We start from the raw sequence: 22767 nt of genomic DNA on the forward strand, positions 1-22767 counted from the left end.
TTATATTATGAAGAAAACTTTACTATTCTTACTTTTCTTTGGGCTTTCAATTACTCATGCACAAGAAAAAGTTAACTTTAAGAAAAAAAAATTTTACGTACCAGCAATTGCGTATTCACAATATCCATGTTTAGATAATGTGTTGACACAAACTACCATTTATCAAGTGGATAAGGAATTAAAAGGGGAAGAAATAAAATTCAAAAAGAAATTTTTTAATATTGACGGTTATCTAAAACAACCTGAAGGAAGGTTAAAAATATATGTAACTATTCCGCTTCCACAGTACAGCCGCACCCAAGCGGATAGTACTTATGATAAAGAAAATAAGCAATGGAAATACAGTGTTTATTCGAATTATCGGGTTAATATTAATGTACAAGTTAAATGCATTGATCAAATTATTTTTTCGCAGGATTTTGATAATTCTGAAATTGACAGGGTAAGCGGTAATTTTCAAAAATCGCAACTTACAAAAGCAATTGAAGATACGGATAGAACAATTAGGGAAAGCAATGTAGATGAAAATTTGGGCTTAGAGAGAGTTTTAGAAGCTTCTATGTATCGTATTCAATATCTTTTGAACTATAAATTGAGTTATAGTACAACAGAGTCGAAGGAGAAATTTGAATTTATGACCTCAAAAGAACATTCAGAATATGCAAAAATGCTTAGTTTTCAAAATGAAATCACCACTCAGTTAGAACAGATAACAGTTGAAAAAGGATTTGACGCAAAGTTACTAGCGCCTCATTTAGCGTATCTTGAAAGCTTAGTTGTTAAGTATCCGCAGTCTGAAGCAAATTCAAATATTAGATTTATTTTAACCAATAATTTGGCGTACGCTTATTTGCTTATAGAAAATAAAGAGAAGGCGATCTATTATGCTAATTTATTAATTCAAAATGATCAACAAACATCGAGAGGTACAGATATTATAGATCGTGTAAATAAAGCTAATTTTGTTGATAATATAGTAAGAACTCATACCAATCGTTTTGCTGAATTGAAGAAATTAGGATTTAAAATTCAAGAAGATAAAGAAGATGCAAGATTAGCTTTCTTTGAAAAAATAGAAAGACAAGATGTCGATTGGGAACAAGAAAAAATTACTAGGACTAAATATTTAGGGTTGATTAACGATCGAAGAAACAACATTCTTGATTCAATCGCTTTTCAGAATAATCCAGAGCTATTAGCTAAAATAATTATAGGTTTGGGAGGAAATGAAGCTATAAAAAACATTCGGAAAGTTCATTTACTTTCTAAATTAAATTTTGAAGAAAGCAATGTTCCTCAAACGGAAGAAAAATGGGCAACACCAACAAATTATCTTCTTCGAAAGAAAATGCCTGATAATTATTACGAAATAATAAACGGCCCAGAGGCTTGGAGCTATCAAGATAGAAGTGTGGGAGAAAAATGGGTAAAATTAAATAATTCCGATTACTGGGAAATTAGTAATAATCTAGATCCAATTAATTTGTTAACCTCTTTCCGATTTGATTTATGGAATAAGTTAGAATTACTGCCAGATGAAACTTCCGACGGAAGACTCTGTTATCATTTGAGCTATACGGAAAAAACGGTTAACGCCAAAAACAGAGTAATTCCAAAAACCGAATATCATTTTTTTATAGATAAAGAGAAATTCAACATTGTTTCATCAGAAAAAACAGAATTTGAAAACGGAAACAGAAATTCATTTGAAAGAAAAGTATATCAAGATTATCGAGAAATAACAGCTTTAAATAATGGTAAAATTCCGCATAGAATTCTCTATGAATTTGAAGATTATTATGGAGATACCTTTTATCAAGAAGATCGAGATAAAGTAGAAGTAAATCCTGTTTTTTCAAATAGAATATTTATGAAAGAAGTTTATGCAGGAGGTTTTAAATAAGTAAATGAGAAAGTCTTAATTGTAAAAATGCAATTAGGACTTTTTTATTTAAGGTTATTTTCATTGATGGGGTAAATTTTTTTTCAAAGGATATGCTTTTGTACATAAAGTAAAGTATATTTGTCTTTTAATCAAGTTTACTGTTCTTTAGGGAAAGCAAACTTTAACTAATTAACTTAATGGAATTCAAATCACAAGCACAAGAAGATATGGAAAAGATTGATAAAACTACTAACTATCTATTACCTAATAAATTTAAAATTGTTGGTTTGGTATTGTTTATCATTTCATTAATTTTAAACGGAATTATAGATTTCTCTTTTGAAACAATAGGTTTTAAAGATTTGCTTTTAAAAATAGCGAAAACAGGAGTGATTTTTGGCTTGCTTTTAATTTCAATTTCCAAAGAAAAAATTGAAGATGAGTTAATTATTAAACTGCGTATGCAATCCTATATTTATGCGTTTATAGTAGGAGTTTTATTTGCTATGATAATGCCCTTTATTAATTACAGCATTGTTTTTATTTTTTCGTCAGCACCAAAAATGGAAATGACTAGTGATTTTACGATTCTAGGTGTTTTATTATCGATTCAGATTCTTATTTTTAGGAAATTAAAAAAAGCCTACAATGAAGAATAGACTAAAAGTAGAACGCGCCATTTTAAATATTACTCAAGAGGAACTTGCGCAGAAAATAGGAGTGTCTAGGCAAACAATCAATTCAATTGAAACCAATCGTTTTGTACCATCGACAGTATTAGCGCTTAAACTATCAAAGTTATTTGGAAAATCGGTCAATGATTTCTTCGAATTAGAAGTAGAAGAAAAATAGAGATTCAAGCTTTAAATTTGTAGATAATTACTGAGATTACTCGTAATTTAAAAACTAAGATTTGTGAAAATTAGTGAAATTAGTGTACAATAATTCAAAATTCCTTACTTTCGCACGACGATTAAAGAAAAGGATAAAATGAGCACAAAATTTACTGAATACAAAGGACTTGACTTACCAACTGTAGCATCAGAAGTACTAGATTTTTGGAAGAAAGAAAACATATTTGAGAAAAGTGTAACTACACGTGAGGGGAATCCTCCTTTCGTATTTTTTGAAGGTCCGCCTTCGGCAAATGGATTACCGGGAATTCACCACGTAATGGCACGTGCGATCAAAGATATTTTTTGTAGATATAAAACACAAAAAGGATTCCAAGTAAAGCGTAAAGCCGGCTGGGATACTCACGGATTACCAGTGGAATTAGGTACCGAGAAAGAATTAGGGATTACAAAAGAAGATATTGGAAAGTCTATTTCTATCGAAGAATATAACGAGGCTTGTAAAAAAACCGTCATGCGTTATACTGATGTATGGAATGATTTGACTGAAAAGATGGGGTATTGGGTTGATATGGAAGATCCATATGTAACTTATAAGCCTAAGTACATGGAAACGGTTTGGTGGTTGCTTAAACAAATCTATAATAAAGATTTGATGTACAAAGGCTACACCATTCAGCCTTATTCTCCAAAAGCAGGAACAGGATTAAGTTCTCACGAAGTAAATCAGCCAGGTTCTTACCGTGATGTAACTGACACAACGGTTGTGGCGCAGTTCAAAGTTTTGGAATCTTCAAGAGAATTATTATGTTCGAAGTTTTATGATTACATCAGTTCAAAAAATTTACAACATTATAAATTATCAGTTTTAGATCTTGATGAGGTTTATTTCTTGGCTTGGACAACAACACCATGGACTTTACCATCAAATACAGCTTTGACTGTAGGTCCAAAAATTGAGTACGTTTTAGTAAAAACCTTCAATCAATATACGTTTTCATTAACCAATGTTGTTTTGGCTAAGAATTTAGTTGGAAAACAATTCGGGAAAGGATTTTATGAAAGTCAAGACCTTGCTGATTTTGAAAATTTCAAAGAAGGAGATAAAAAAATTCCATACCAAATCCTTGCAGAATGTAGAGGGGCTGATTTAGTTGGAATTCGTTACGAGCAATTGTTGCCATTCGCATTGCCATATCAAAACCCAGAAAATGCTTTTAGAGTGATTTCAGGAGATTTTGTTACCATCGAGGACGGAACAGGAATTGTACATACCGCACCAACCTTTGGTGCAGATGATGCAAAAGTAGCGAAAGAAGCAACGCCAGAAATTCCGCCATTGTTGGTTTTGGACGAAAGTGGAACTCCGGTGCCATTAGTAGATTTACAAGGAAAATTCACTTCACACATGGGCGAATATGCTGGTAAATATGTGAAAAACGAATATTATGAAGATGGTGAAGCGCCAGATCGTTCTATTGATGTCGAGCTTGCAATTCGTTTAAAAGAAGAAAATAAAGCATTTAAAGTAGAGAAATATGTCCACAGTTATCCGCATTGTTGGAGAACGGACAAACCAATTTTATACTATCCGCTTGACTCTTGGTTTATAAAAATCACTGAGGTAAGAGACAGAATGTTTGACTTGAACGAAACGATTAACTGGAAGCCTAAATCGACAGGAGAAGGACGTTTTGGAAACTGGATAAAAAATGCCAATGACTGGAATTTATCCCGTTCTAGGTTCTGGGGAATCCCATTGCCAATCTGGAGAACAGAAGACAAACAGGAAGAAATTCTAATAGGTTCAGTAGGAGAACTATATAACGAAATAGAAAAGTCAATCCAGGCCGGATTCCAAAAAGAGAACCCTTTCAAAGGATTCGAAATTGGAAACATGGATGAGAGCAATTATGATTTAATTGATTTGCATAAAAATGTAGTCGATGAAATCACCTTAGTTTCTGCTTCGGGAAAACCAATGACGCGCGAAGCGGATTTGATTGACGTTTGGTTTGATAGTGGATCTATGCCTTATGCACAATGGCATTATCCTTTTGAAAATAAAGATAAAATTGACGAGAATAAAGATTTCCCGGCTGATTTCATTGCTGAAGGTGTGGATCAAACCCGTGGATGGTTTTATACTTTACATGCAATCGCGACCTTGGTTTTTGATAAAGTAGCCTATAAAAATGTAGTTTCAAATGGATTAGTCTTAGATAAAAACGGACAGAAAATGTCTAAACGTTTAGGAAATGCAGCAGATCCTTTTGATACGTTAGCGGAGTATGGTCCGGATGCCACAAGATGGTACATGATATCGAATGCAAATCCTTGGGACAATTTAAAATTTGATCTTGAGGGAATCGCTGAGGTTCGCAGAAAATTCTTTGGAACCTTATACAATACGTATTCGTTCTTTAGTTTGTATGCTAACATCGACGGATTTAAATATGAGGAAGCTGAAATTCCGTTAAAGGAACGACCTGAAATTGATCAATGGATTATTTCAGAATTGAATACATTGATAAAAGATGTAGATAGTTTTTATGCCGATTATGAGCCTACAAAAGCAGCTCGTGCCATTTCTGATTTCGTTCAGGAAAATTTAAGTAACTGGTACGTTCGTTTGTGTAGAAGACGTTTCTGGAAAGGGGAATATGCACAGGATAAAATTGCAGCTTACCAAACGTTATATACCTGTTTATTGACAATAAGTAAATTAGGAGCGCCTATTGCGCCTTTCTTTATGGATAAGCTTTACAGAGACTTAACTTTAGCAACACAGTCAGAAAAATTTGACAGTGTACATTTGGCAGAGTTTCCAAAACACGTTGAAAACTTTGTTAATAAATTGTTAGAGAGTAAAATGCAGAAAGCACAGACGATCTCGTCATTGGTTTTATCACTTCGAAAAAAGGAAATGATTAAAGTACGTCAACCTTTGCAAAAGATAATGATTCCAGTGCTTGACGAGACGCAAAGGCTTGAAATTGAAGCAGTTTCCGACCTTATAAAAGCGGAGGTAAATGTGAAAGAAATCTTATTTTTAGATGATGCCTCTGGAGTTTTAGTGAAGCAAATTAAGCCAAATTTCAAGACACTAGGACCTCGTTTTGGAAAAGACATGGGTCTGATTGCTAAAGAGATACAAGGTTTTTCTGCTGAAAAAATCAATCAATTGGAGAGTAATGGAGCCTTAGAGCTTGTTATTGGAGGAAAAAGCATAACTTTAACAATAGAAGAGGTAGAGATTTCATCCCAAGATATTGAAGGATGGTTGGTTGCTAACTCTAACGGAATAACGGTCGCACTTGATATTGTTATTTCTCCGGAATTGAAGAAAGAAGGAATTGCAAGAGAGTTAGTCAACAGAATTCAAAATATCAGGAAGGATTCAGGATTTGAAGTGACGGATAAAATCAAAGTACATTTGCAAAAAAATGATACTCTGGAAGAGGCAGTAAAAGGGAATGTGGACTATATTAAATCAGAAACACTAACAGAAGAATTAGTTTTTGTAGATAATATGAATCATGGGATTGAAATAGAATTTGACGAGATAAAAACAAAAATAGTAATTACAAATAAATAGATTATGGTAGAGGCACCAACAAGATATTCTGACGCTGATTTGGCAGAGTTCAAAGAGATAATTCTAAATAAAATTCAAAAAGCACAGTTTGATTTAGATTTGATAAAGAGTGCTTACATGAATGATTTGAATAATGGAACTGATGACACATCGCCTACATTTAAAGCATTTGAAGAAGGTAGCGAATCTATGTCTAAAGAGGCAAACTCACAATTAGCGATCCGTCAGGAGAAGTTTATTCGGGATTTAAAAAACGCATTGTTCCGTGTAGAGAATAAAACATATGGAATATGTAGAGTTACTGGTAAGCTAATTAGTAAAGAGCGACTAAAAATTGTTCCTCATGCAACTATGAGTATAGAAGCCAAAAACTCGCAACGATAAGAAATTCCAAATTTTAATAGTAAAATTCCAAATTCCAATAATAACTTATAAAATTATTGGGATTTGGAATTTAATTTTTAGAATTTAACTACTTTTGCGCCACTTAAAATTTATAAAATGTCATTACGAAAAGCGTATCTACTTATCTTCATTATATTAATCGTTGATCAAGTTTCGAAAATATATGTCAAAACTAATTTTGTATTAGGGGAAGAAGTGGAAGTTTTTAGATGGTTCAAAATTCTATTCATTGAAAATGAAGGAATGGCATGGGGTACTGAAATCCCTGGGGCTTACGGGAAATTAATTTTAACATTATTTAGACTAGTTGCTGTTGGTGGAATAGGGTATTGGTTGTGGGATTCAATTGAAAAGAAACACAGTTCAAACTACTTGGTTGTAGCTATCGCACTAATACTTGCAGGAGCTTTTGGGAACATAATTGACTCCGTTTTTTATGGTGTAATTTTTGACGATAGTCATTCTCAATTGGCTACGTTGTTTTCAGAACAGCCTTATGGTACTTATTTTCACGGTAAAGTAGTCGATATGTTTTATTTTCCATTTTGGCATGGAACCTTGCCTAATTGGTTACCTCTGTGGGGCGGGAAAGATTTTACTTTCTTCAATGCCATCTTCAATGTGGCTGATATGGCTATTTCGACAGGTGTGGGGATCTTAATATTTTTCAATAAAAAAGCTTTTCATAAGAGTTAGATTTAAAAGCTCAGATAAAAAAAAACCAATTCAAATGCTGAATTGGTTTTTTTTTATCTTTTATTGTGCCCCGGTGCATAATATTTTGCGCTTTTATCACCATGGATTTTTTTGGCATGTCCTGGTGGAATCCTTTTTGCTTTGTAATTAGAGCGGTGTGTTGTTGTTCTAAAACTGCAACTTGATAATGATACAGTGAAGAGAATAACCAGAAGGGTCACGGCAAATTTTGAAGCTTTAATAACTTTCATAGATTTAAAATATTTTTTAGGCTGCGAAATTAGGTATTATAATTTAAACTTATAGCTGTTTTTTGGATTGATACAATAGTCCATCCGGATGTCGTCTTCATGAGTGTCCTTAATCGACTCTTCAGCCTCAAAAAACGAAAGTCCAATCTTAATAGTTTCTGGACTGCACTCCCCTAAAAACCGATCATAAAAACCTTTTCCATAACCCACGCGATGCCCTTGTTTGTCGTATGCCAATAACGGTATAAAAACAACTTCAATTTTATTCGAAGGAACTTCGATTCCGGCAATAGGCTCCGGAATATGATACTCGTTTTTCTTAATTTTTGTATTGTCTGTTAAAAGGAAATGAGTCATCTTTCTAGTTTTAAAATCAGCTTTAGAGATGATGATTTCTTTGTCTTTTCCAGAAAGCAAGTGCAGGATTAATTCTGTATCTACTTCTTTTTGTTCTGTAATGGGTAGAAAAACATGAAAGTAGGTCTTGTCCCAAATAGGCAGTGCAAGCAACTGATTAGCAATAAGCAAACTCATGGTTTCTATCGCATTGTCAGAAAGTTGGCCTCTTAAGGCTTTATACTTCGAGCGTAATTCCTTTTTTTGCATGGATGGTCTCTTTTAAATCTGCTATAAAAGTACTCAAATGATCTACTTCAACATGATCCATAATCACAATTTTATACCATTGATTATTATCGCCATGTTTTTGAGGAACTAAATCATATTTTTCTTCTAGTGCTTTTGTGATGTATTGAGCAGGGATGGTTACGATATTCATATACGGTTCTCTAAAATAAGAAACTTGTAATTCATCCAGTTTTTCGCATAACCATTCCGTTCGCATTTGCAAGATTCTAATTTTTTCGCACCATCCAAAATGGCCATAGGTGAATAATATCATCCAAACTGCTACGGCATTGGCTCCCGATCTGCTTCCGCAAAGAGTTAGATCCATTCCTTCAACATATTCGGCTTCTTTGGTCAGCACATTTTCAATCAATCCTTTTTTGCAAATAAAAACTCCTGTACCATAAGGCGCCTGAAGCATTTTATGGGCATCAATAGTAATGGAGCTGATTTTTGGATTATCAAAATTGATAACGCTGTTTTTATTGCTGAATGGATATACGAATCCGCCGTAAGCAGCATCAATATGCAGTTTGTACTTTAGCTGATGTTTTTCTAGAATTTGGGTATAGTCGTCTGGGTTGTCAACTGCGCCAAACATGGTGGTTCCCATATTTGAAACTATAATAAAATATTTCTTCCCTCTTCCTTTCGCATTGATAATGATGGTTTCTAATGCAAAAACATCAATAAGTCGTGTTTTAAAATCGACTGGAATTTTCAACCAATCTAACACTAGTAGATTGGCCGCTTTAGGAATCGAATAATGCGTATCTTCTGAAGCTATGATGGCAATTTCAGAAAGTTTTGCGTTTTGTTTGTGCATAAAAAAATTGCGATAGATCCAGATGGCTTGAATGTTTGCTTCCGTTCCGCCAGGTGCAATGTAACCGTCAAAAGAATTGGGTTGCGCTTTGAAAATATCTACGGCAAGAACATTTAGGACTTCCCGTTCCATTTCTTGAGTTCCTTTGAAGGCTTTCTCTGAAGTGCCAAGCGTATGACAGCCGATATGATTTGGGTTAGCCACATAAGTCTGTAATGTAGGAGCGTCCTTCAAGAAAGGCGCATCGCTATAGAATACTTTTCCGTCTAATTTAGAGGCAGGATATCCCAAGGAAGTATCCTTTGCAAAATTCACATTTTCATCTAACGCTTTTTGAATGCGTTCTTGTCTTTCTATTTGCGATAATTTTTTCCAGAATTGCATGCTTGTAATTTTTTCCCAAAACTACTGAGGCAACATGAATAAAAATATGATAATTGTTAGGTTTTCAAAGTCTTGCTGATGTGGTAAACAGCGTCACCCTGATAAACAATAGGAGAAAGGTTTGCATTGATTATGTAGCCATCATTAGGGGCGTTCACTTTTCGTTCAAACTCTCCAAAAGGATCCGTAATGATAGCGAGAAGAGTCCCTTTTTGGACATAACGACCAATACAGCCATTGTCGTGCAACAAGCCAGAACATTGTGCTCGTATCCAAGACGATTTTTCAATATAAATAGTTGGCGATTCGGGTTCCTCAATACTATGTTTTGGATCTAACATATCAAGATGAGTCAAAAGCCGTTTTACACCTTGTACGCCTGCATCTGAGACGGATTCGTCAATGTCAAGGGATTTTCCGCCTTCAAAAAGCAGCATTTGTACATTTAATTTATGTCCTGCGTTTCTGAAAGAACCAGCAATATTTTTAGAATATAAAGTAAACGGGGCGTTGAAGACATCGGCCAGAGTTTTTAATTCAGGATTGTTTGGGGCGATTCTAATTTGAGGGGCATTGAATCTGCTGGCACCTCCTGCATGAAAATCTACCGCGTAATCAACTAATGGCATAATTTCAGTGAGCATGTGATACGCGAAACGGCTGGCAAGAGAACCGCTTTTGCTTCCTGGAAAAACGCGATTTAAGTCCCTGCCATCAGGAAATTTTCTGCTTTTGTTAAGAAAGCCAAACATGTTAATTATGGGAATACAAATAATAGTCCCTATTTTTGGTTTGTTAATCTTCTTAGTGATCAGTTGACGTACAATTTCAACACCATTAATTTCATCACCGTGAATTCCCGCTGAAAAAAGGACAACAGGGCCGTCGATTTTAGAACGTCTAACTATTATTGGTATTTTAAGTTCTCCGGTGTTGTGCAGTTTAGCAATTTCCATGTCAATTGTTTTGCTTTCGCCTGGCAAAATAGATTCTCCTAAAATGATTATGGGTTTGCTGTTTTTCATGATGTTTTAAAAAATCAAAATTAGAGATTATTATTTGTAATTCGTAAATTTGGACTTAAATAGATAAATAACTCCAAAGTAATAAGAATGAGATCCATCTCGCCGAATCAAGATGTATCTTTGTGAAATAAAATTATAATGCAAAACCCAACTCTAGCACTTCAAATACAAACCTTACCTGATGGTCCCGGCGTATATCAATATTATGATAAGGATGGAAAAATCTTGTATGTTGGGAAAGCCAAGAATCTAAAAAAAAGAGTTTCTTCCTATTTCAATAAAATTCATGATACTGCCAAAACGAATGTATTGGTAAAAAAGATTGTAACCATAAAACACATCGTGGTTCCTACAGAAACAGATGCGCTACTGTTAGAAAATAATCTTATAAAAACGTTGCAACCGCGATATAATGTATTGCTTCGGGATGATAAAAGCTATCCGTGGTTGTGTATAAAAAAAGAACCTTTTGCTCGAATTTTTGCCACCAGAAGAATGGTAAAGGATGGTTCGGAATATTTTGGGCCTTACACGAGTTTTAAGACGGTGAATACAATCCTGGAGTTAATAAAAGAACTGTATCCACTACGGACGTGTAACTATGATCTAAGCAAATCAAATATTGAAAGCGGCAAATTTAAGGTTTGCCTCGAATACCATATTGGTAATTGTAAAGGGCCTTGCGAGGGATATGAATCTTTAGAAAATTATCAAAAGCAGGTGGATGCCATTCGAGAAATACTGAAAGGAAATTTTAAAGAAAGCATGAAAGACTTCAAAAGAGTCATGATGGAATTAGCCCAAGATATGCATTTTGAAGAAGCGCAGAAGATAAAGGAGAAAATTGAAGTGCTTGAGAATTATCAGTCTCGCTCCACTATCGTAAATCCAAAGATTACTAATATTGATGTCTTTTCAATCGTTTCTGACGAAAGTGCCGCTTATGTGAATTTTTTACAAATTTCACACGGTTCGATCATTCGCTCGCATACTATGGAAATCAAGAAAAAACTAGAGGAAACGGATGCGGAATTATTAGAATTGGCTATAATAGAACTCCGAGAGCGTTTCCAATTATTATCTCGGGAAGTTATTGTCCCGTTTCCGGTAGATTTGGGGGAAAATTTAAAAGTAACAGTTCCGCAATTAGGAGATAAAAAACAAATTTTGGATCTTTCTGTTCGAAATGCGAAGTTTTACAGAATCGAACAATTGAAACAATTGCAAATTGTAGATCCAGATAGGCATACCAATAGAATTATGGCGCAGATGAAAAAAGATTTGCGACTGTCATTTGAACCAAGACACATTGAATGTTTTGATAACTCCAATATTCAAGGGACTAATCCAGTTGCTGCTTGCGTAGTTTTTAAGGATGGTAAACCAAGTAAGAAAGACTATCGTCATTTTAATATAAAAACTGTTGTAGGGCCTGATGATTTTGCGTCAATGACCGAAGTAGTATATCGTAGGTATAAAAGGCTATTGGATGAAAACCAGTCTTTGCCACAGTTGATAATTATTGATGGGGGAAAAGGACAACTATCTGCGGCGCTAAAAAGCATTGATGATTTAGGGTTGAGAGGAAAAATAGCAATAATTGGTATAGCCAAGAGGTTGGAGGAATTATTTTATCCAGGAGATTCAGTTCCTTTATATTTAGATAAAAAATCAGAAACCTTGAAAGTAATTCAGCAATTGCGAAATGAAGCGCATCGATTTGGAATTACCCATCATAGAGATCAAAGGAGTAAAGCGGCACTAAATTCTTCGATAGAATCCATTCCTGGAATTGGCGAAAAAACCATGTTGTCTTTAATACAGCATTTTAAAAGTGTTAAAAGATTGAAATTAGCAACCGAAAAAGAAATTTCTGACGTTATAGGTGTTTCAAAAGCCAAAAAAATTGTCGACTTTTACAAGATGGTAACGGAATGACGTTAAGCTAAATATTAATTAAATAAACAGGAATACCATTAAAAAACCCATGCTTTTTATGAAAAAACAACTCCTTTTACTTTTTGTTTTATTTAGTTGTTTGAGCTTGTTTTCACAAGAGCAGAACAGACCAAAAGTAGGCTTGGTTTTAAGTGGCGGTGGGGCCAAAGGGTTTGCGCATATAGGGGTTTTGAAAGTGCTGGAAGAAGCAGGGTTAAAAATCGATTATATTGGCGGTACCAGTATGGGTTCGGTTGTTGGCGGTCTCTATGCTTCAGGATATACCGCAGCTCAAATTGACTCAATATTTCAAGCAACCAATTTTGATGAATTGATAAATGATTTCATTCCAAGATCTTCTAAAAACTTTTACGAGAAAAAAAACGATGAATTGTACGCACTTGTGCTACCATTTAATAAATTTAAAATAGGAATACCAGAGGCACTTTCGAAAGGAATGTATAATTTTAATTTATTAAGTAGGATAACAAGGCACGTAAGGCATGTAAGGGACTTTAATAATTTGCCAATTCCGTTTTTATGCATCGCTACTGATATTGAAACAGGGAAAGAAGTTTTGTTAAATAAAGGGAATCTGGCGCAGGCAATGATCGCCAGCTCCGCATTTCCGTCCTTATTTTCTCCAGTAGAAATAGATGGGAAGCTCCTCGTAGATGGAGGAGTGACTAATAATTACCCTATTGATGAAGTAAGGAAATTGGGTGCAGATATAATCATCGGTGTGGACGTGCAAGATGATTTAAGAGACCGAAATTCGCTCAAAGACGCTACTAAAATTTTGGTTCAAATTACAAATCTTCATTCGATAGAAAAAATGAAGGAAAGTATAACTAAAACGGATATTTATATTAAACCCGACATTACGGATTATGGAGTTATATCATTTGATAAAGGGAAAGAGATTATTATAAAAGGAGAGGAAGCCACATTTGCAGTGTATGAAAAAATAGAAGCATTAGTAGGGGATTTAAATAAGTATCAAAAACCCAAATTAAGAATTTCAACAGATAGTTTGCAAATAGCAAATATAAATTGTGATGAATTAGATAATTATACCAATGACTATGTGATTGGGAAATTAAGATTTAAACCCAGAACTAAAATTTCATACAAGCAGTTAGAAGCAGGGATGAATAATATTAATGCGACAGAAAATTTCAGGGCCATTAATTATACGCTGGAGCCAAACCGTCAAGACGACGATTTGAATCTTATGTTGAAAGAAAATAAAACAAAATCCTATTTAAAATTCGGCTTGCATTATGACGGTTTGTTTAAGAGTGCTATCTTGGTTAACTTAACCCGTAAAAAAACATTGTTTAAAAATGATGTTGCATCGCTAGATATTGCACTTGGGGACAACTTCAGATATAATTTTGGCTATTATATCGAAAACGGGTACAATCTTAGTTTTGGATTTAAATCTTATTTCAATCAATTCAATAAAAATATAAACAGGGCAATAAGTAATTTAGACTTTGAAACTTTGGGTGTCAATTCAATTAATGTGGATTTTTCCGATGTGACAAATCAGGTTTATTTTCAATCTTTATTTGTTCAAAAATTTCTTATTGGAGGAGGTTTAGAATATAAATTTCTAAAAATTAATTCTGGGACATTGGCCAATAGCAATCCTATAATCGATAAAAGTAGTTATGTAAGTCTTTTTGGTTATTTGAATTACGATTCTTTTGATAACAAGTTTTTTCCTAAAAAAGGATGGTATTTTTCTGGAGATATACAATCTTTTTTAGTTTCATCTGACTATACAAATACGTTTAACCAGTTTTCAATTGCAAAAACTGATTTTGGATTTGCTACAAAAATCTTTAGAAATGCTACAGTTAAAATTCAAACAGAAGCCGGTTTTTCATTTGGAAATGAAAGTGTTACCTTTTTCAATTTTGTTTTGGGAGGGTACGGCTACAATCAAGTCAATAATTTCAGGCATTTTTATGGTTATGATTTTTTAAGTTTAGCAGCGAATAGCTATATCAAGTCGACAGCGACCATCGACTATGAGTTTTATAAAAAAAATCATTTGAATTTTTCTGCAAATTTCGCGAACTTGGGAGATAGAATGTTTGAATCTGTTGGATGGGTTTCGCTACCTAAATATTCAGGTTATGCTTTCGGATATGGTTTGGAAACCATCATCGGTCCTGTAGAAATTAAACACAGCTGGTCTCCAGAAACCAAAAAAGGATACACGTGGTTTAGTATTGGATTTTTATTTTAAATTTAATGTATATCAATAAAAATTCCGATATTTGTTACAATGAAAACAAAATGGCTAGGTTTATTAGATTATCTGCAATTCCTCATCAAGAGAAATCCTGAGTAAGAAGTACTTTAGATAATGAGGTCAATTAGGAATTAGATAATGTATTTAAATTGTCTCGTTGGATTTTATTAATTGAGAAAATGGTCTTAATGTGTCATTATCTAAATCTGTACTATCGTTATAGTTAGGAAAGAGGTTTCGTTTTCTAATTATTTCATTTTCTAATCTTCTAATTTTAATTAATCATGCCATTATATCATAAATTGGGGACTTTCCCTCAAAAAAGACACACGCAATTTGAAAAACCTGAAGGCGGTTTTTATTACGAACAACTATTTGGAACAGAGGGTTTTCATGGAAATTCTGCCTTGTTGTATCACGTTCACCGACCTACACAAGTAAAAGAAATTATTAAGTCCTATTCTGTCGAGCCTAAAATTGCCATTGGTAAAAACATTAAATCTTTATTGTTAAAAGGATTTGATCTAAAAGCCGAAGATGATTTTTTAGATAGTCGTAAAGCGTTGCTTGTCAATAAAGATTGCACGATAGGGTTAGCAGCACCCAAGAAATCATTGCGGGAGTATTTTTATAAAAATGCCGATGCTGATGAAATGATTTTCATTCACAAAGGGAAAGGGAAATTGCGCACCATGATGGGAAATATACCATTTGAGTACGGAGATTACCTGATCATTCCCAGAGGGATTATCTATCAAATTGATTTTGAAACATCAATAAATCGTTTGTTGTATGTCGAATCTTTTGCCCCAATTTATACGCCAAAACGTTATAAGAACGAATCAGGTCAGCATCTAGAACACTCTCCATTTTGTGAACGCGATTTTATTTTGCCAAATGAACTGGAAACTCACGATGAAAAAGGAGACTTTCTTATCAAAATAAAAAAAGAAGGAACGATGCATGAAGTTGTTTATGCCACGCATCCTTTTGACGTAGTGGGTTGGGATGGCTACAATTTTCCGTACGGATTCAGCATTCATAATTTCGAACCAATAACAGGACGCGTTCATCAACCGCCACCGGTACACCAAACATTTGAAACATCCACTTTTGTGATCTGTTCATTTGTACCAAGGTTGTACGATTACCATCCAAAAGCAATTCCTGCTCCTTATAATCACAGTAATGTGGATAGCGATGAGGTATTGTATTACGTCGATGGTGATTTTATGAGTAGAAATAATATCGAGCAAGGACATATTACATTACACCCAAAAGGAATTCCACACGGCCCGGCACCTGGAGCAATGGAAAGAAGCATTGGTCATAAGGAAACACATGAGTTGGCTGTAATGGTGGATACTTTTAGAACGCTTATGGTAACAGAAGAAGCAATGGGAATCGATGATGGTGAGTATTACAAGTCGTGGGTAGAATAGTCATTGCGAGGAACGACGCAATCTCACTTGCTATATTTTAAATTTAATTAGAAGCAATTTCCTGCTGTGCGCTATATCTTTATTTTTTTAAAGAAAAAACATAAAGGATGTCGCTTCCATCAGGGCTAGGCTTAAGAACAATAAACACCATTTTCGGTCATAAAAAAACCGAAAGACAAAAAATAAACATCATGGCAAAAGAAGTAAAATCAGTAGAATACGGATTAGAGAAAATATTTGAAGGAGCACAAGATTTCCTTCCTTTATTAGGGACCGATTATGTAGAATTCTATGTAGGAAACGCAAAACAATCAGCACATTATTATAAAACGGCTTTTGGATACCAGTCATTAGCTTATGCAGGCTTAGAGACAGGAGTGAGAGACAGAACCTCTTATGTGTTGAAACAAGATAAGATACGTATTGTTCTTACGACACCCTTAACTCAGGATTCTCCTATACATGAACATTTGAGAAAACATGGCGATGGAGTGAAAGTAGCAGCTCTTTGGGTAGAAGACGCAACTAGTGCTTACGAAGAAACAATGAAGCGTGGTGCTCGTTCTTTTATGGAGCCTACAGTTGAAAAAGATGAGCATGGAGAAGTGGTGCGTTCTGGGATTTATACCTACGGAGAAACCGTGCATATTTTTGTGGAACGTAAAAATTACAAAGGTGTTTTCTTACCTGGATATAAAGAATGGAAATCAGATTATAATCCGGAACCAACCGGGTTAAAATACATTGACCATATGGTAGGGAATGTTGGTTGGAATGAAATGAATACCTGGGTCAAGTTCTACGAAGAGGTAATGGGATTTGTAAATTTCCTTTCTTTTGATGACAAACAAATTAATACAGAATACTCAGCCTTGATGAGTAAGGTAATGTCTAATGGAAATGGACGTATTAAGTTTCCAATTAACGAACCTGCAGAAGGAAAGAAAAAATCACAAATCGAGGAATACCTTGATTTTTATGGTGGACCAGGAATACAGCACATAGCTATCGCAACTGATGATATCATTAAAACGGTGAGTGAGTTAAAGGCTAGAGGTGTAGAATTTTTATCTGCCCCTCCTCATACGTATTATCAGGCCATCCCAGAACGATTGGGAGACCACATGAAAATGATGAAAGAGGATTTAAATGAAATAGAGAAGCTAGCCATTATGGTAGATGCAGATGAAGAAGGGTATTTATTGCAAATCTTTACAAAACCAGTACAAGATAGACCGACTTTATTTTTCGAAATTATTCAAAGAATGGGTGCTAAAGGTTTTGGAGCGGGTAACTTTAAAGCTTTATTTGAGTCTATAGAGCGAGAGCAAGCATTGCGAGGAACACTGTAAAAACACGTTTTTTTTGCATTATGTTAAAAAATAACTATCAAATTAGATAAGATTTTGCGAATGATATGTTAAACTTTGTTTTTTGATAAAAAATGTAGTTTTGTTGCGTACCTTTGCACTCGCAAAATGGAAGGGGTGGTTTCCTTCCTTATTGATATAAATTTCATAATTTATAGTTTTTTGGTTAGTTAATAGCATAAAAACTCAGTCATTATTTGACTGAGTTTTTTTGTTTTAATATATTTGGAACAGAATTTGCAACTGGAGTCAATAAACAGACAAAGTACGTTATGAAAAAATTTATACTATTCTTATTATTGATATTAACAGTAAGTTTCGATTCTCCTCAAGAAGATGCTTACGATGTGGGTGAATGGTTTAAATTCCGAATCCATTATGGTTTTGTAAATGCAGGATATGCAACGCTAGAAGTCAAGGACGCAGTGATAAACAATAAGAAAACGTTCCATGTTATTGGTAAAGGTTATACAACAGGGATGTCCCGCTTTTTTTTTAAAGTGGACGACTTGTATGAAAGCTATATCGATAAGGAATCCGGTAATCCGCTTCAGTATGTAAGGAAGATTAATGAAGGAGGATACATTAAAAGTCAAGAAGGGTTTTTTAATCAATCAGCTAATAATGTTTTGGTAAAAGATTATAAAAATAGGAACGAAAAAACTTTTGTTACTCCAAAAAATACTCAAGACATTTTATCGGCGTTCTACTATTTAAGAAATTACCCTAATATTGATAAAATCAACCCTGGGGAGTCGGTTATCATCAATATGTTTATTGATGATGAAACCACAAAATTTAAGTTAAAATTTGCAGGTCGTGAAGATATTACAACTAAATTTGGCGTGGTGTCATCCATGGTCTTTAAACCTATGGTGCAATCAGGTCGTGTTTTTAAAGAACAAGAGAGCCTAACGGTCTGGATTTCAGACGATAATAATAGATTGCCTATTCGAATAAAAGCAGACTTAGCCGTGGGATCCATAAAAGCAGACTTAGACGCATTTAAAGGACTAAACAATCCATTTAAAATAAAAAGATAATGAACATTAGTGAGAATGCAGAAGCTATTTTAAACAAAATTGAGCAAAAATATGCATCCATCGACCAAAAAACAGAAACGCACTTAGAAGGATTGCTTTGGTCTAAACCCATTACCTATTGGGACTATATCCAGACCGATGCCTTATTAAATATACAAACGCAAAGGACAACGCTTCCAGATGAAATGGTTTTTATCATGTATCATCAAGTGAATGAATTGATCTTTAAGATGATTCTTTGGGAGATGAATCAAATTTCCTATTGTCAAAATATTAAAACTGAATTTTTCGCAGAAAGATTAATGAGAATCAGTCGTTATTTTGATATGCTTACTACTTCTTTCAGTATTATGGAAAATGGTATGGAAGTAGAACAATATATGAAGTTTAGAAATACTTTAACTCCAGCGAGTGGTTTTCAAAGCGCTCAGTATCGATTAATTGAATTTTCTTCTACAGATTTGATTAATCTTATCGACAATAGGTACAGAGGTTCTATCGATCGAAATACGCCTTATGAACATGCTTTTGAACATTTATATTGGCAAGCAGCGGGTAAAGACTATGCGACCGGTAAGAAGTCCTACCTGTTAGAAGAATTTGAAAAAAAATATAAAAAAACATTCTTGGACCACATGGAGGAGTATAACTCCATTAATATCTGGCAGAAGTTCAAACAACTTCCAGATAGTGACCAGAAAAATCCTGAGTTGATACAAGCAATGCGTCATTTTGACCATACTGTCAATATTACTTGGGTTATGCAGCATTTGAATGTGGCCATTAAATACATTGACCAAAGTGGGAAAGGTACTGGAGAGGCAACGGGAGGAAGTGATTGGAAAAAATACATGCACCCCAAATACCAGCGGAGGATATTTTTTCCAGAGTTATGGAGCGCTGATGAATTGGCGAACTGGGGTGTAGAAATTTAAGTTGAATTAAAAAAGAAAATACGGTTTGAAGCAAGTAGTAATAATTTTTATAGTATTAGTATCAATACTATCCTGCAATAAATCCAATAATAAACTAGAAGTAAAGACTAAAGTTAAAACCGTTAAACCGCTAGCAGAGAATTCTGATTTTGGATTTAATTATTCTGAATTTAATGTCGTTCAGGATACTATTAAAAGTGGAGATAATTTTGGTACAATAATAAGTAAACAAAACATCGGTGACCGTAAAGTATTTGATATTGTAAACAGTGTGAGAGATACTTTTAATGTTCGCTATATTAGACCTAACCGGGCTTACACGATGCTTAGGTCAAAAGATAAAACAAATAAACTACAGGTTTTTGTATATCAACCGGATGCTTTGAGTTATTATGTGTTTGATTTTAGGGATACTACGGTGGTGGCTTACAAGAAAACGAGACCCATCACAATCAGAAGACGAACTATAGGAGGAGTATTAAAAGGGTCATTGTCTGAAACTTTAGGAAATTCTGGAGTAGAGGCTGCTCTAGCAAATAGAATCACAAAAATATATTCATGGTCTATTGACTTTTTTAAATTGAAGAAAGGGGACCGGTTCGCGCTTACTTTTACAGAAAGGTTTATAAATGATTCTGTTTACAATGGTGTAGAAAATCTAGAAGCTTCTTTTTTCGAATACAAAGGCAAAATTATTTATGCGTTCCCTTACGCTCAAAATGGCGCCTCTGGGAAAGTAGGATATTATGATGAGGAAGGAAAAACCTTAAAGAATTTCTTTCTTAAAACCCCCATTAAATTCAGCAGATTGACGTCACGGTTTTCAATGAATAGATATCATCCGGTACAACACAGATGGAAAGCACATAAAGGAACCGATTATGCTGCCCCAACAGGAACGCCAATTACGACTACTGCCTCAGGGACAGTTGAAAGAACAGGGTATACTGCAGGAAATGGTAACTATGTAAAGGTGAAACACAATGGTACATATTCTACTCAATACTTACATATGTCAAAAATTTTGGTTCGACGTGGCCAACATGTAAATCAAGGAGATGTCATTGGTCGAGTAGGAAGTACAGGTTTAGCGACAGGGCCACATGTTTGTTATCGTTTTTGGAAAAATGGAAAGCAAGTTGATGCTCTAAAGTTAAAGCTGCCAGGAGGAGAACCGATGAATAGTGCAAATAAAGCTCGTTATTTAAAGATAATTGCACCATTGAAATTTGAGTTAGACAGTATTGGGAATTTATAGGTCAAAAGGTTTTTTTTTGATTTAGTTTATAGAAGGTTAATTTATTAGGGAGCACAATTATTTACTGTAAATAATTGTGCTCCCTTCTTGTTAGCGTAATGATATCTTTCTGATTTTTGTTAAATTGTGATATAAATTAAAAGCACTAATCAATTAAAACTAATTTCAGTATTTTTGTCAAAACAGCATTAATACTTGAACTAAAAAAAATGGCTTTAGACACAATAAACCCTACACAGACAGAATCTTGGAAAAAACTGCAAAGTCACTTTGGCGAAATGCAAAACGCTACCATGCAGGAGATGTTTCAAATGGACGATACTCGAACAGCAAAGTTTAACTTGAAATGGAATGATTTTCTACTTGATTACTCGAAAAACATTATAAATCAAGATACTATGGACCTCTTATTGGAATTGGCTAATGAAGTAGGTTTAAAAAAGGCAATTTTAGATTATTTTGAAGGAGAGATCATTAATCAAACCGAAAACAGAGCAGTACTACATACTGCCTTAAGAGCAAAAGAATCTGCGGTTATAAATGTAAATGGACAAAATGTAGTTCCCGAAATTTATGATGTAAAAAGAAAGATTAAAGCTTTTTCGAATGAAATAATAGCAGGAGAAAGAACGGGATATACAGGAAAACCTTTTACTGATATTGTAAATATTGGTATTGGAGGTTCTGATTTAGGCCCAGCAATGGTAGTTGAGGCATTGCAGTTTTATAAAAATCAGTTGAATGTTCATTTTGTTTCTAATATAGATGGAGATCATGTAAATGAAATTATAAAAAAGCTAAATCCAGAAACAATTCTTTTTGTTGTTGTATCTAAAACATTTACTACACAAGAGACATTAACAAATTCTGAAACGATAAAAAGATGGTTTTTATCTCAAGAGTTTGGAACAACGCAAGAGGATATAGCCAAACATTTTGTGGCTGTTTCCACCAATATTCAAAAAGTGACTGACTTTGGAATAAATCCAGACCATGTTTTCCCTATGTGGGATTGGGTTGGTGGGCGTTTTTCATTATGGAGCGCCGTGGGATTAACCATCAGTTTGGCGGTAGGTTTTGATAATTTTGATGAGTTGTTAAGTGGTGCAAATGAAATGGACGACCATTTTGAAAGTGCCGACTTTGATCAAAATATGCCAGTTGTTCTTGCTTTATTGAGCATCTGGTATAATAATTTCTTTGGAGCTGAAAGCGAAGCTTTGATTCCTTATACACAATACCTTCAAAAATTAGCTCCTTATTTACAACAGGGTACCATGGAAAGTAATGGTAAAAGTGTGGGTAGAGATGGGAATCCCGTTAATTATGAGACAGGAACTATTATTTGGGGAGAACCAGGAACTAATGCACAACATGCTTTTTTTCAACTAATTCATCAGGGAACGAAGTTAATCCCTTCTGATTTTATTGGTTTTGTAAAGCCGTTGTATGGCGATCAAGATCATCATGATAAACTGATGTCTAACTATTTTGCACAAACGGAAGCGTTAATGCATGGAAAAACAGTAGAAAAGGTACAGTCTGAATTTGATGCCCAAGGACTTGATGCTGAGAGAGCAAAGTTTTTATTGCCTTTTAAAGTTTTTGCAGGTAATAAGCCTACGAATACGATTTTAATAGAAAAATTAACTCCTAAATCATTAGGGTCGTTGATTGCACTATACGAACATAAAATCTTTGTGCAAGGAGTAATTTGGAATATTTTTAGTTTTGACCAATGGGGAGTGGAGCTAGGAAAACAATTAGCTAATTCCATTCTGGACGAACTTAATTCGAAAGAAATAAAAAAGCATGACTGTTCAACTGCGTTCCTATTGGATTATTACTTGAAGAATAAATAGAATTGAGAGATTAAAGAAACGATTCTGAGGGTTGTTTCTGTGAGTTTTTCATTGAAACCGATATTATTTAAAGCCCTTGTTTTTTTTAAAATAAGGGCTTTT

Annotated in this window: 18 protein-coding genes; 14 read left to right on the forward strand and 4 right to left on the reverse strand. The window is 34.3% G+C overall.

Features of this window, described 5'->3' with window-relative positions; translation table 11 throughout:
• Nucleotides 1–7: 7 nt before the first annotated feature.
• From AC4PRO_RS03625 to AC4PRO_RS03650, 6 genes are all read left to right on the forward strand, one after another.
• Nucleotides 8–1903 carry a hypothetical protein gene (locus AC4PRO_RS03625; protein ID WP_492116352.1) on the forward strand — a complete coding sequence of 632 codons (1896 nt, stop codon included), beginning with the start codon at nt 8–10 and terminating at the stop codon, nt 1901–1903.
• A gap of 179 nt (nt 1904–2082) precedes the next feature.
• Entirely contained in the window at nt 2083–2544 is a 462-nt protein-coding gene (locus AC4PRO_RS03630) for a hypothetical protein (protein ID WP_492116353.1), read from the forward strand.
• The gene (locus tag AC4PRO_RS03635; RefSeq protein ID WP_074720595.1) at nt 2534–2737 is read left to right on the forward strand and encodes a helix-turn-helix transcriptional regulator; all 204 of its coding nucleotides are present in this window, start codon (nt 2534–2536) and stop codon (nt 2735–2737) included. The genes AC4PRO_RS03630 and AC4PRO_RS03635 overlap by 11 nt, the downstream gene beginning before the upstream one ends.
• Nucleotides 2738–2875: 138 nt before the next feature.
• On the forward strand, nt 2876–6337 hold the full coding sequence (gene ileS / locus AC4PRO_RS03640) for an isoleucine--tRNA ligase (protein ID WP_492116354.1): 3462 nt from the start codon (nt 2876–2878) through the stop codon (nt 6335–6337).
• A gap of 3 nt (nt 6338–6340) precedes the next feature.
• Entirely contained in the window at nt 6341–6721 is a 381-nt protein-coding gene (locus AC4PRO_RS03645) for a TraR/DksA family transcriptional regulator (protein ID WP_371537596.1), read from the forward strand.
• Nucleotides 6722–6838: 117 nt separating this feature from the next.
• Nucleotides 6839–7438: a lipoprotein signal peptidase gene (locus tag AC4PRO_RS03650; RefSeq protein WP_074720601.1), complete on the forward strand. Its 600-nt coding sequence runs from the start codon at nt 6839–6841 to the stop codon at nt 7436–7438.
• 53 nt (nt 7439–7491) lie between these two features.
• Here the strand turns inward: AC4PRO_RS03650 and AC4PRO_RS03655 are convergent, their stop codons facing one another.
• From AC4PRO_RS03655 to AC4PRO_RS03670, 4 genes are read right to left on the reverse strand one after another with little or no spacing between them, the layout of a single operon-like run.
• Nucleotides 7492–7689: a hypothetical protein gene (locus AC4PRO_RS03655; RefSeq protein WP_074720603.1), complete on the reverse strand. Its 198-nt coding sequence runs from the start codon at nt 7687–7689 to the stop codon at nt 7492–7494.
• A 36-nt stretch (nt 7690–7725) separates the two neighbouring features.
• The gene (locus AC4PRO_RS03660) at nt 7726–8295 is read right to left on the reverse strand and encodes a 5-formyltetrahydrofolate cyclo-ligase (RefSeq protein WP_492116355.1); all 570 of its coding nucleotides are present in this window, start codon (nt 8293–8295) and stop codon (nt 7726–7728) included.
• Nucleotides 8264–9526 (reverse strand): pyridoxal phosphate-dependent decarboxylase family protein, encoded by a 1263-nt coding sequence (locus AC4PRO_RS03665; RefSeq protein ID WP_492116356.1) that lies wholly within the window; start codon nt 9524–9526, stop codon nt 8264–8266. The genes AC4PRO_RS03660 and AC4PRO_RS03665 overlap by 32 nt, the downstream gene beginning before the upstream one ends.
• 56 nt (nt 9527–9582) lie before the next feature.
• Entirely contained in the window at nt 9583–10551 is a 969-nt protein-coding gene (locus AC4PRO_RS03670) for a succinylglutamate desuccinylase/aspartoacylase family protein (protein WP_492116357.1), read from the reverse strand.
• A 138-nt stretch (nt 10552–10689) separates the two neighbouring features.
• Here AC4PRO_RS03670 and uvrC point away from each other — a divergent pair, with 138 nt between their 5' ends.
• The 8 genes from uvrC to pgi all read left to right on the forward strand — a co-directional run bounded on the left by uvrC (nt 10690) and on the right by pgi (nt 22665).
• A complete protein-coding gene (gene uvrC / locus AC4PRO_RS03675; RefSeq protein ID WP_492116358.1) occupies nt 10690–12489 on the forward strand; it encodes an excinuclease ABC subunit UvrC in 1800 nt (599 codons plus the stop codon).
• A gap of 58 nt (nt 12490–12547) precedes the next feature.
• Nucleotides 12548–14749 (forward strand): patatin-like phospholipase family protein, encoded by a 2202-nt coding sequence (locus AC4PRO_RS03680; RefSeq protein WP_492116359.1) that lies wholly within the window; start codon nt 12548–12550, stop codon nt 14747–14749.
• Nucleotides 14750–15039: 290 nt separating this feature from the next.
• Nucleotides 15040–16197, forward strand: a complete 1158-nt coding sequence (locus AC4PRO_RS03685; protein ID WP_492116360.1) for a homogentisate 1,2-dioxygenase — start codon at nt 15040–15042, stop codon at nt 16195–16197.
• A 191-nt stretch (nt 16198–16388) separates the two neighbouring features.
• On the forward strand, nt 16389–17549 hold the full coding sequence (gene hppD, locus AC4PRO_RS03690) for a 4-hydroxyphenylpyruvate dioxygenase (RefSeq protein WP_074721138.1): 1161 nt from the start codon (nt 16389–16391) through the stop codon (nt 17547–17549).
• A gap of 290 nt (nt 17550–17839) precedes the next feature.
• Nucleotides 17840–18610, forward strand: coding sequence for a DUF3108 domain-containing protein (locus AC4PRO_RS03695; protein ID WP_074720617.1), 771 nt, complete (start codon nt 17840–17842; stop codon nt 18608–18610).
• Nucleotides 18610–19545 (forward strand): tryptophan 2,3-dioxygenase family protein, encoded by a 936-nt coding sequence (locus tag AC4PRO_RS03700; protein ID WP_492116361.1) that lies wholly within the window; start codon nt 18610–18612, stop codon nt 19543–19545. Before AC4PRO_RS03695 ends, AC4PRO_RS03700 begins: the two co-directional genes overlap by 1 nt.
• Nucleotides 19546–19570: 25 nt before the next feature.
• Nucleotides 19571–20803: a peptidoglycan DD-metalloendopeptidase family protein gene (locus tag AC4PRO_RS03705; RefSeq protein ID WP_492116362.1), complete on the forward strand. Its 1233-nt coding sequence runs from the start codon at nt 19571–19573 to the stop codon at nt 20801–20803.
• A gap of 209 nt (nt 20804–21012) precedes the next feature.
• Nucleotides 21013–22665 (forward strand): glucose-6-phosphate isomerase, encoded by a 1653-nt coding sequence (pgi, locus tag AC4PRO_RS03710; protein WP_492116363.1) that lies wholly within the window; start codon nt 21013–21015, stop codon nt 22663–22665.
• Nucleotides 22666–22767 lie beyond the last annotated feature (102 nt).

The sequence above is a fragment of the Flavobacterium sp. DW-iso2 genome (genome assembly GCF_058725285.1).

Excerpts from the sequence above, each read along its gene's own strand:
- AC4PRO_RS03625 (WP_492116352.1), top strand. The coding sequence starts at position 8 with ATGAAGAAAACTTTACTATTCTTACTTTTCTTTGGGCTTTCAATTACT.
- AC4PRO_RS03655 (WP_074720603.1), bottom strand. The coding sequence starts at position 7,689 with ATGAAAGTTATTAAAGCTTCAAAATTTGCCGTGACCCTTCTGGTTATT.
- pgi (WP_492116363.1), top strand. The coding sequence starts at position 21,013 with ATGGCTTTAGACACAATAAACCCTACACAGACAGAATCTTGGAAAAAA.
- AC4PRO_RS03645 (WP_371537596.1), top strand. The coding sequence starts at position 6,341 with ATGGTAGAGGCACCAACAAGATATTCTGACGCTGATTTGGCAGAGTTC.
- AC4PRO_RS03630 (WP_492116353.1), top strand. The coding sequence starts at position 2,083 with ATGGAATTCAAATCACAAGCACAAGAAGATATGGAAAAGATTGATAAA.
- AC4PRO_RS03665 (WP_492116356.1), bottom strand. The coding sequence starts at position 9,526 with ATGCAATTCTGGAAAAAATTATCGCAAATAGAAAGACAAGAACGCATT.
- AC4PRO_RS03650 (WP_074720601.1), top strand. The coding sequence starts at position 6,839 with ATGTCATTACGAAAAGCGTATCTACTTATCTTCATTATATTAATCGTT.
- uvrC (WP_492116358.1), top strand. The coding sequence starts at position 10,690 with ATGCAAAACCCAACTCTAGCACTTCAAATACAAACCTTACCTGATGGT.
- AC4PRO_RS03685 (WP_492116360.1), top strand. The coding sequence starts at position 15,040 with ATGCCATTATATCATAAATTGGGGACTTTCCCTCAAAAAAGACACACG.
- AC4PRO_RS03700 (WP_492116361.1), top strand. The coding sequence starts at position 18,610 with ATGAACATTAGTGAGAATGCAGAAGCTATTTTAAACAAAATTGAGCAA.
- hppD (WP_074721138.1), top strand. The coding sequence starts at position 16,389 with ATGGCAAAAGAAGTAAAATCAGTAGAATACGGATTAGAGAAAATATTT.
- ileS (WP_492116354.1), top strand. The coding sequence starts at position 2,876 with ATGAGCACAAAATTTACTGAATACAAAGGACTTGACTTACCAACTGTA.
- AC4PRO_RS03660 (WP_492116355.1), bottom strand. The coding sequence starts at position 8,295 with ATGCAAAAAAAGGAATTACGCTCGAAGTATAAAGCCTTAAGAGGCCAA.
- AC4PRO_RS03670 (WP_492116357.1), bottom strand. The coding sequence starts at position 10,551 with ATGAAAAACAGCAAACCCATAATCATTTTAGGAGAATCTATTTTGCCA.
- AC4PRO_RS03695 (WP_074720617.1), top strand. The coding sequence starts at position 17,840 with ATGAAAAAATTTATACTATTCTTATTATTGATATTAACAGTAAGTTTC.
- AC4PRO_RS03680 (WP_492116359.1), top strand. The coding sequence starts at position 12,548 with ATGAAAAAACAACTCCTTTTACTTTTTGTTTTATTTAGTTGTTTGAGC.
- AC4PRO_RS03635 (WP_074720595.1), top strand. The coding sequence starts at position 2,534 with ATGAAGAATAGACTAAAAGTAGAACGCGCCATTTTAAATATTACTCAA.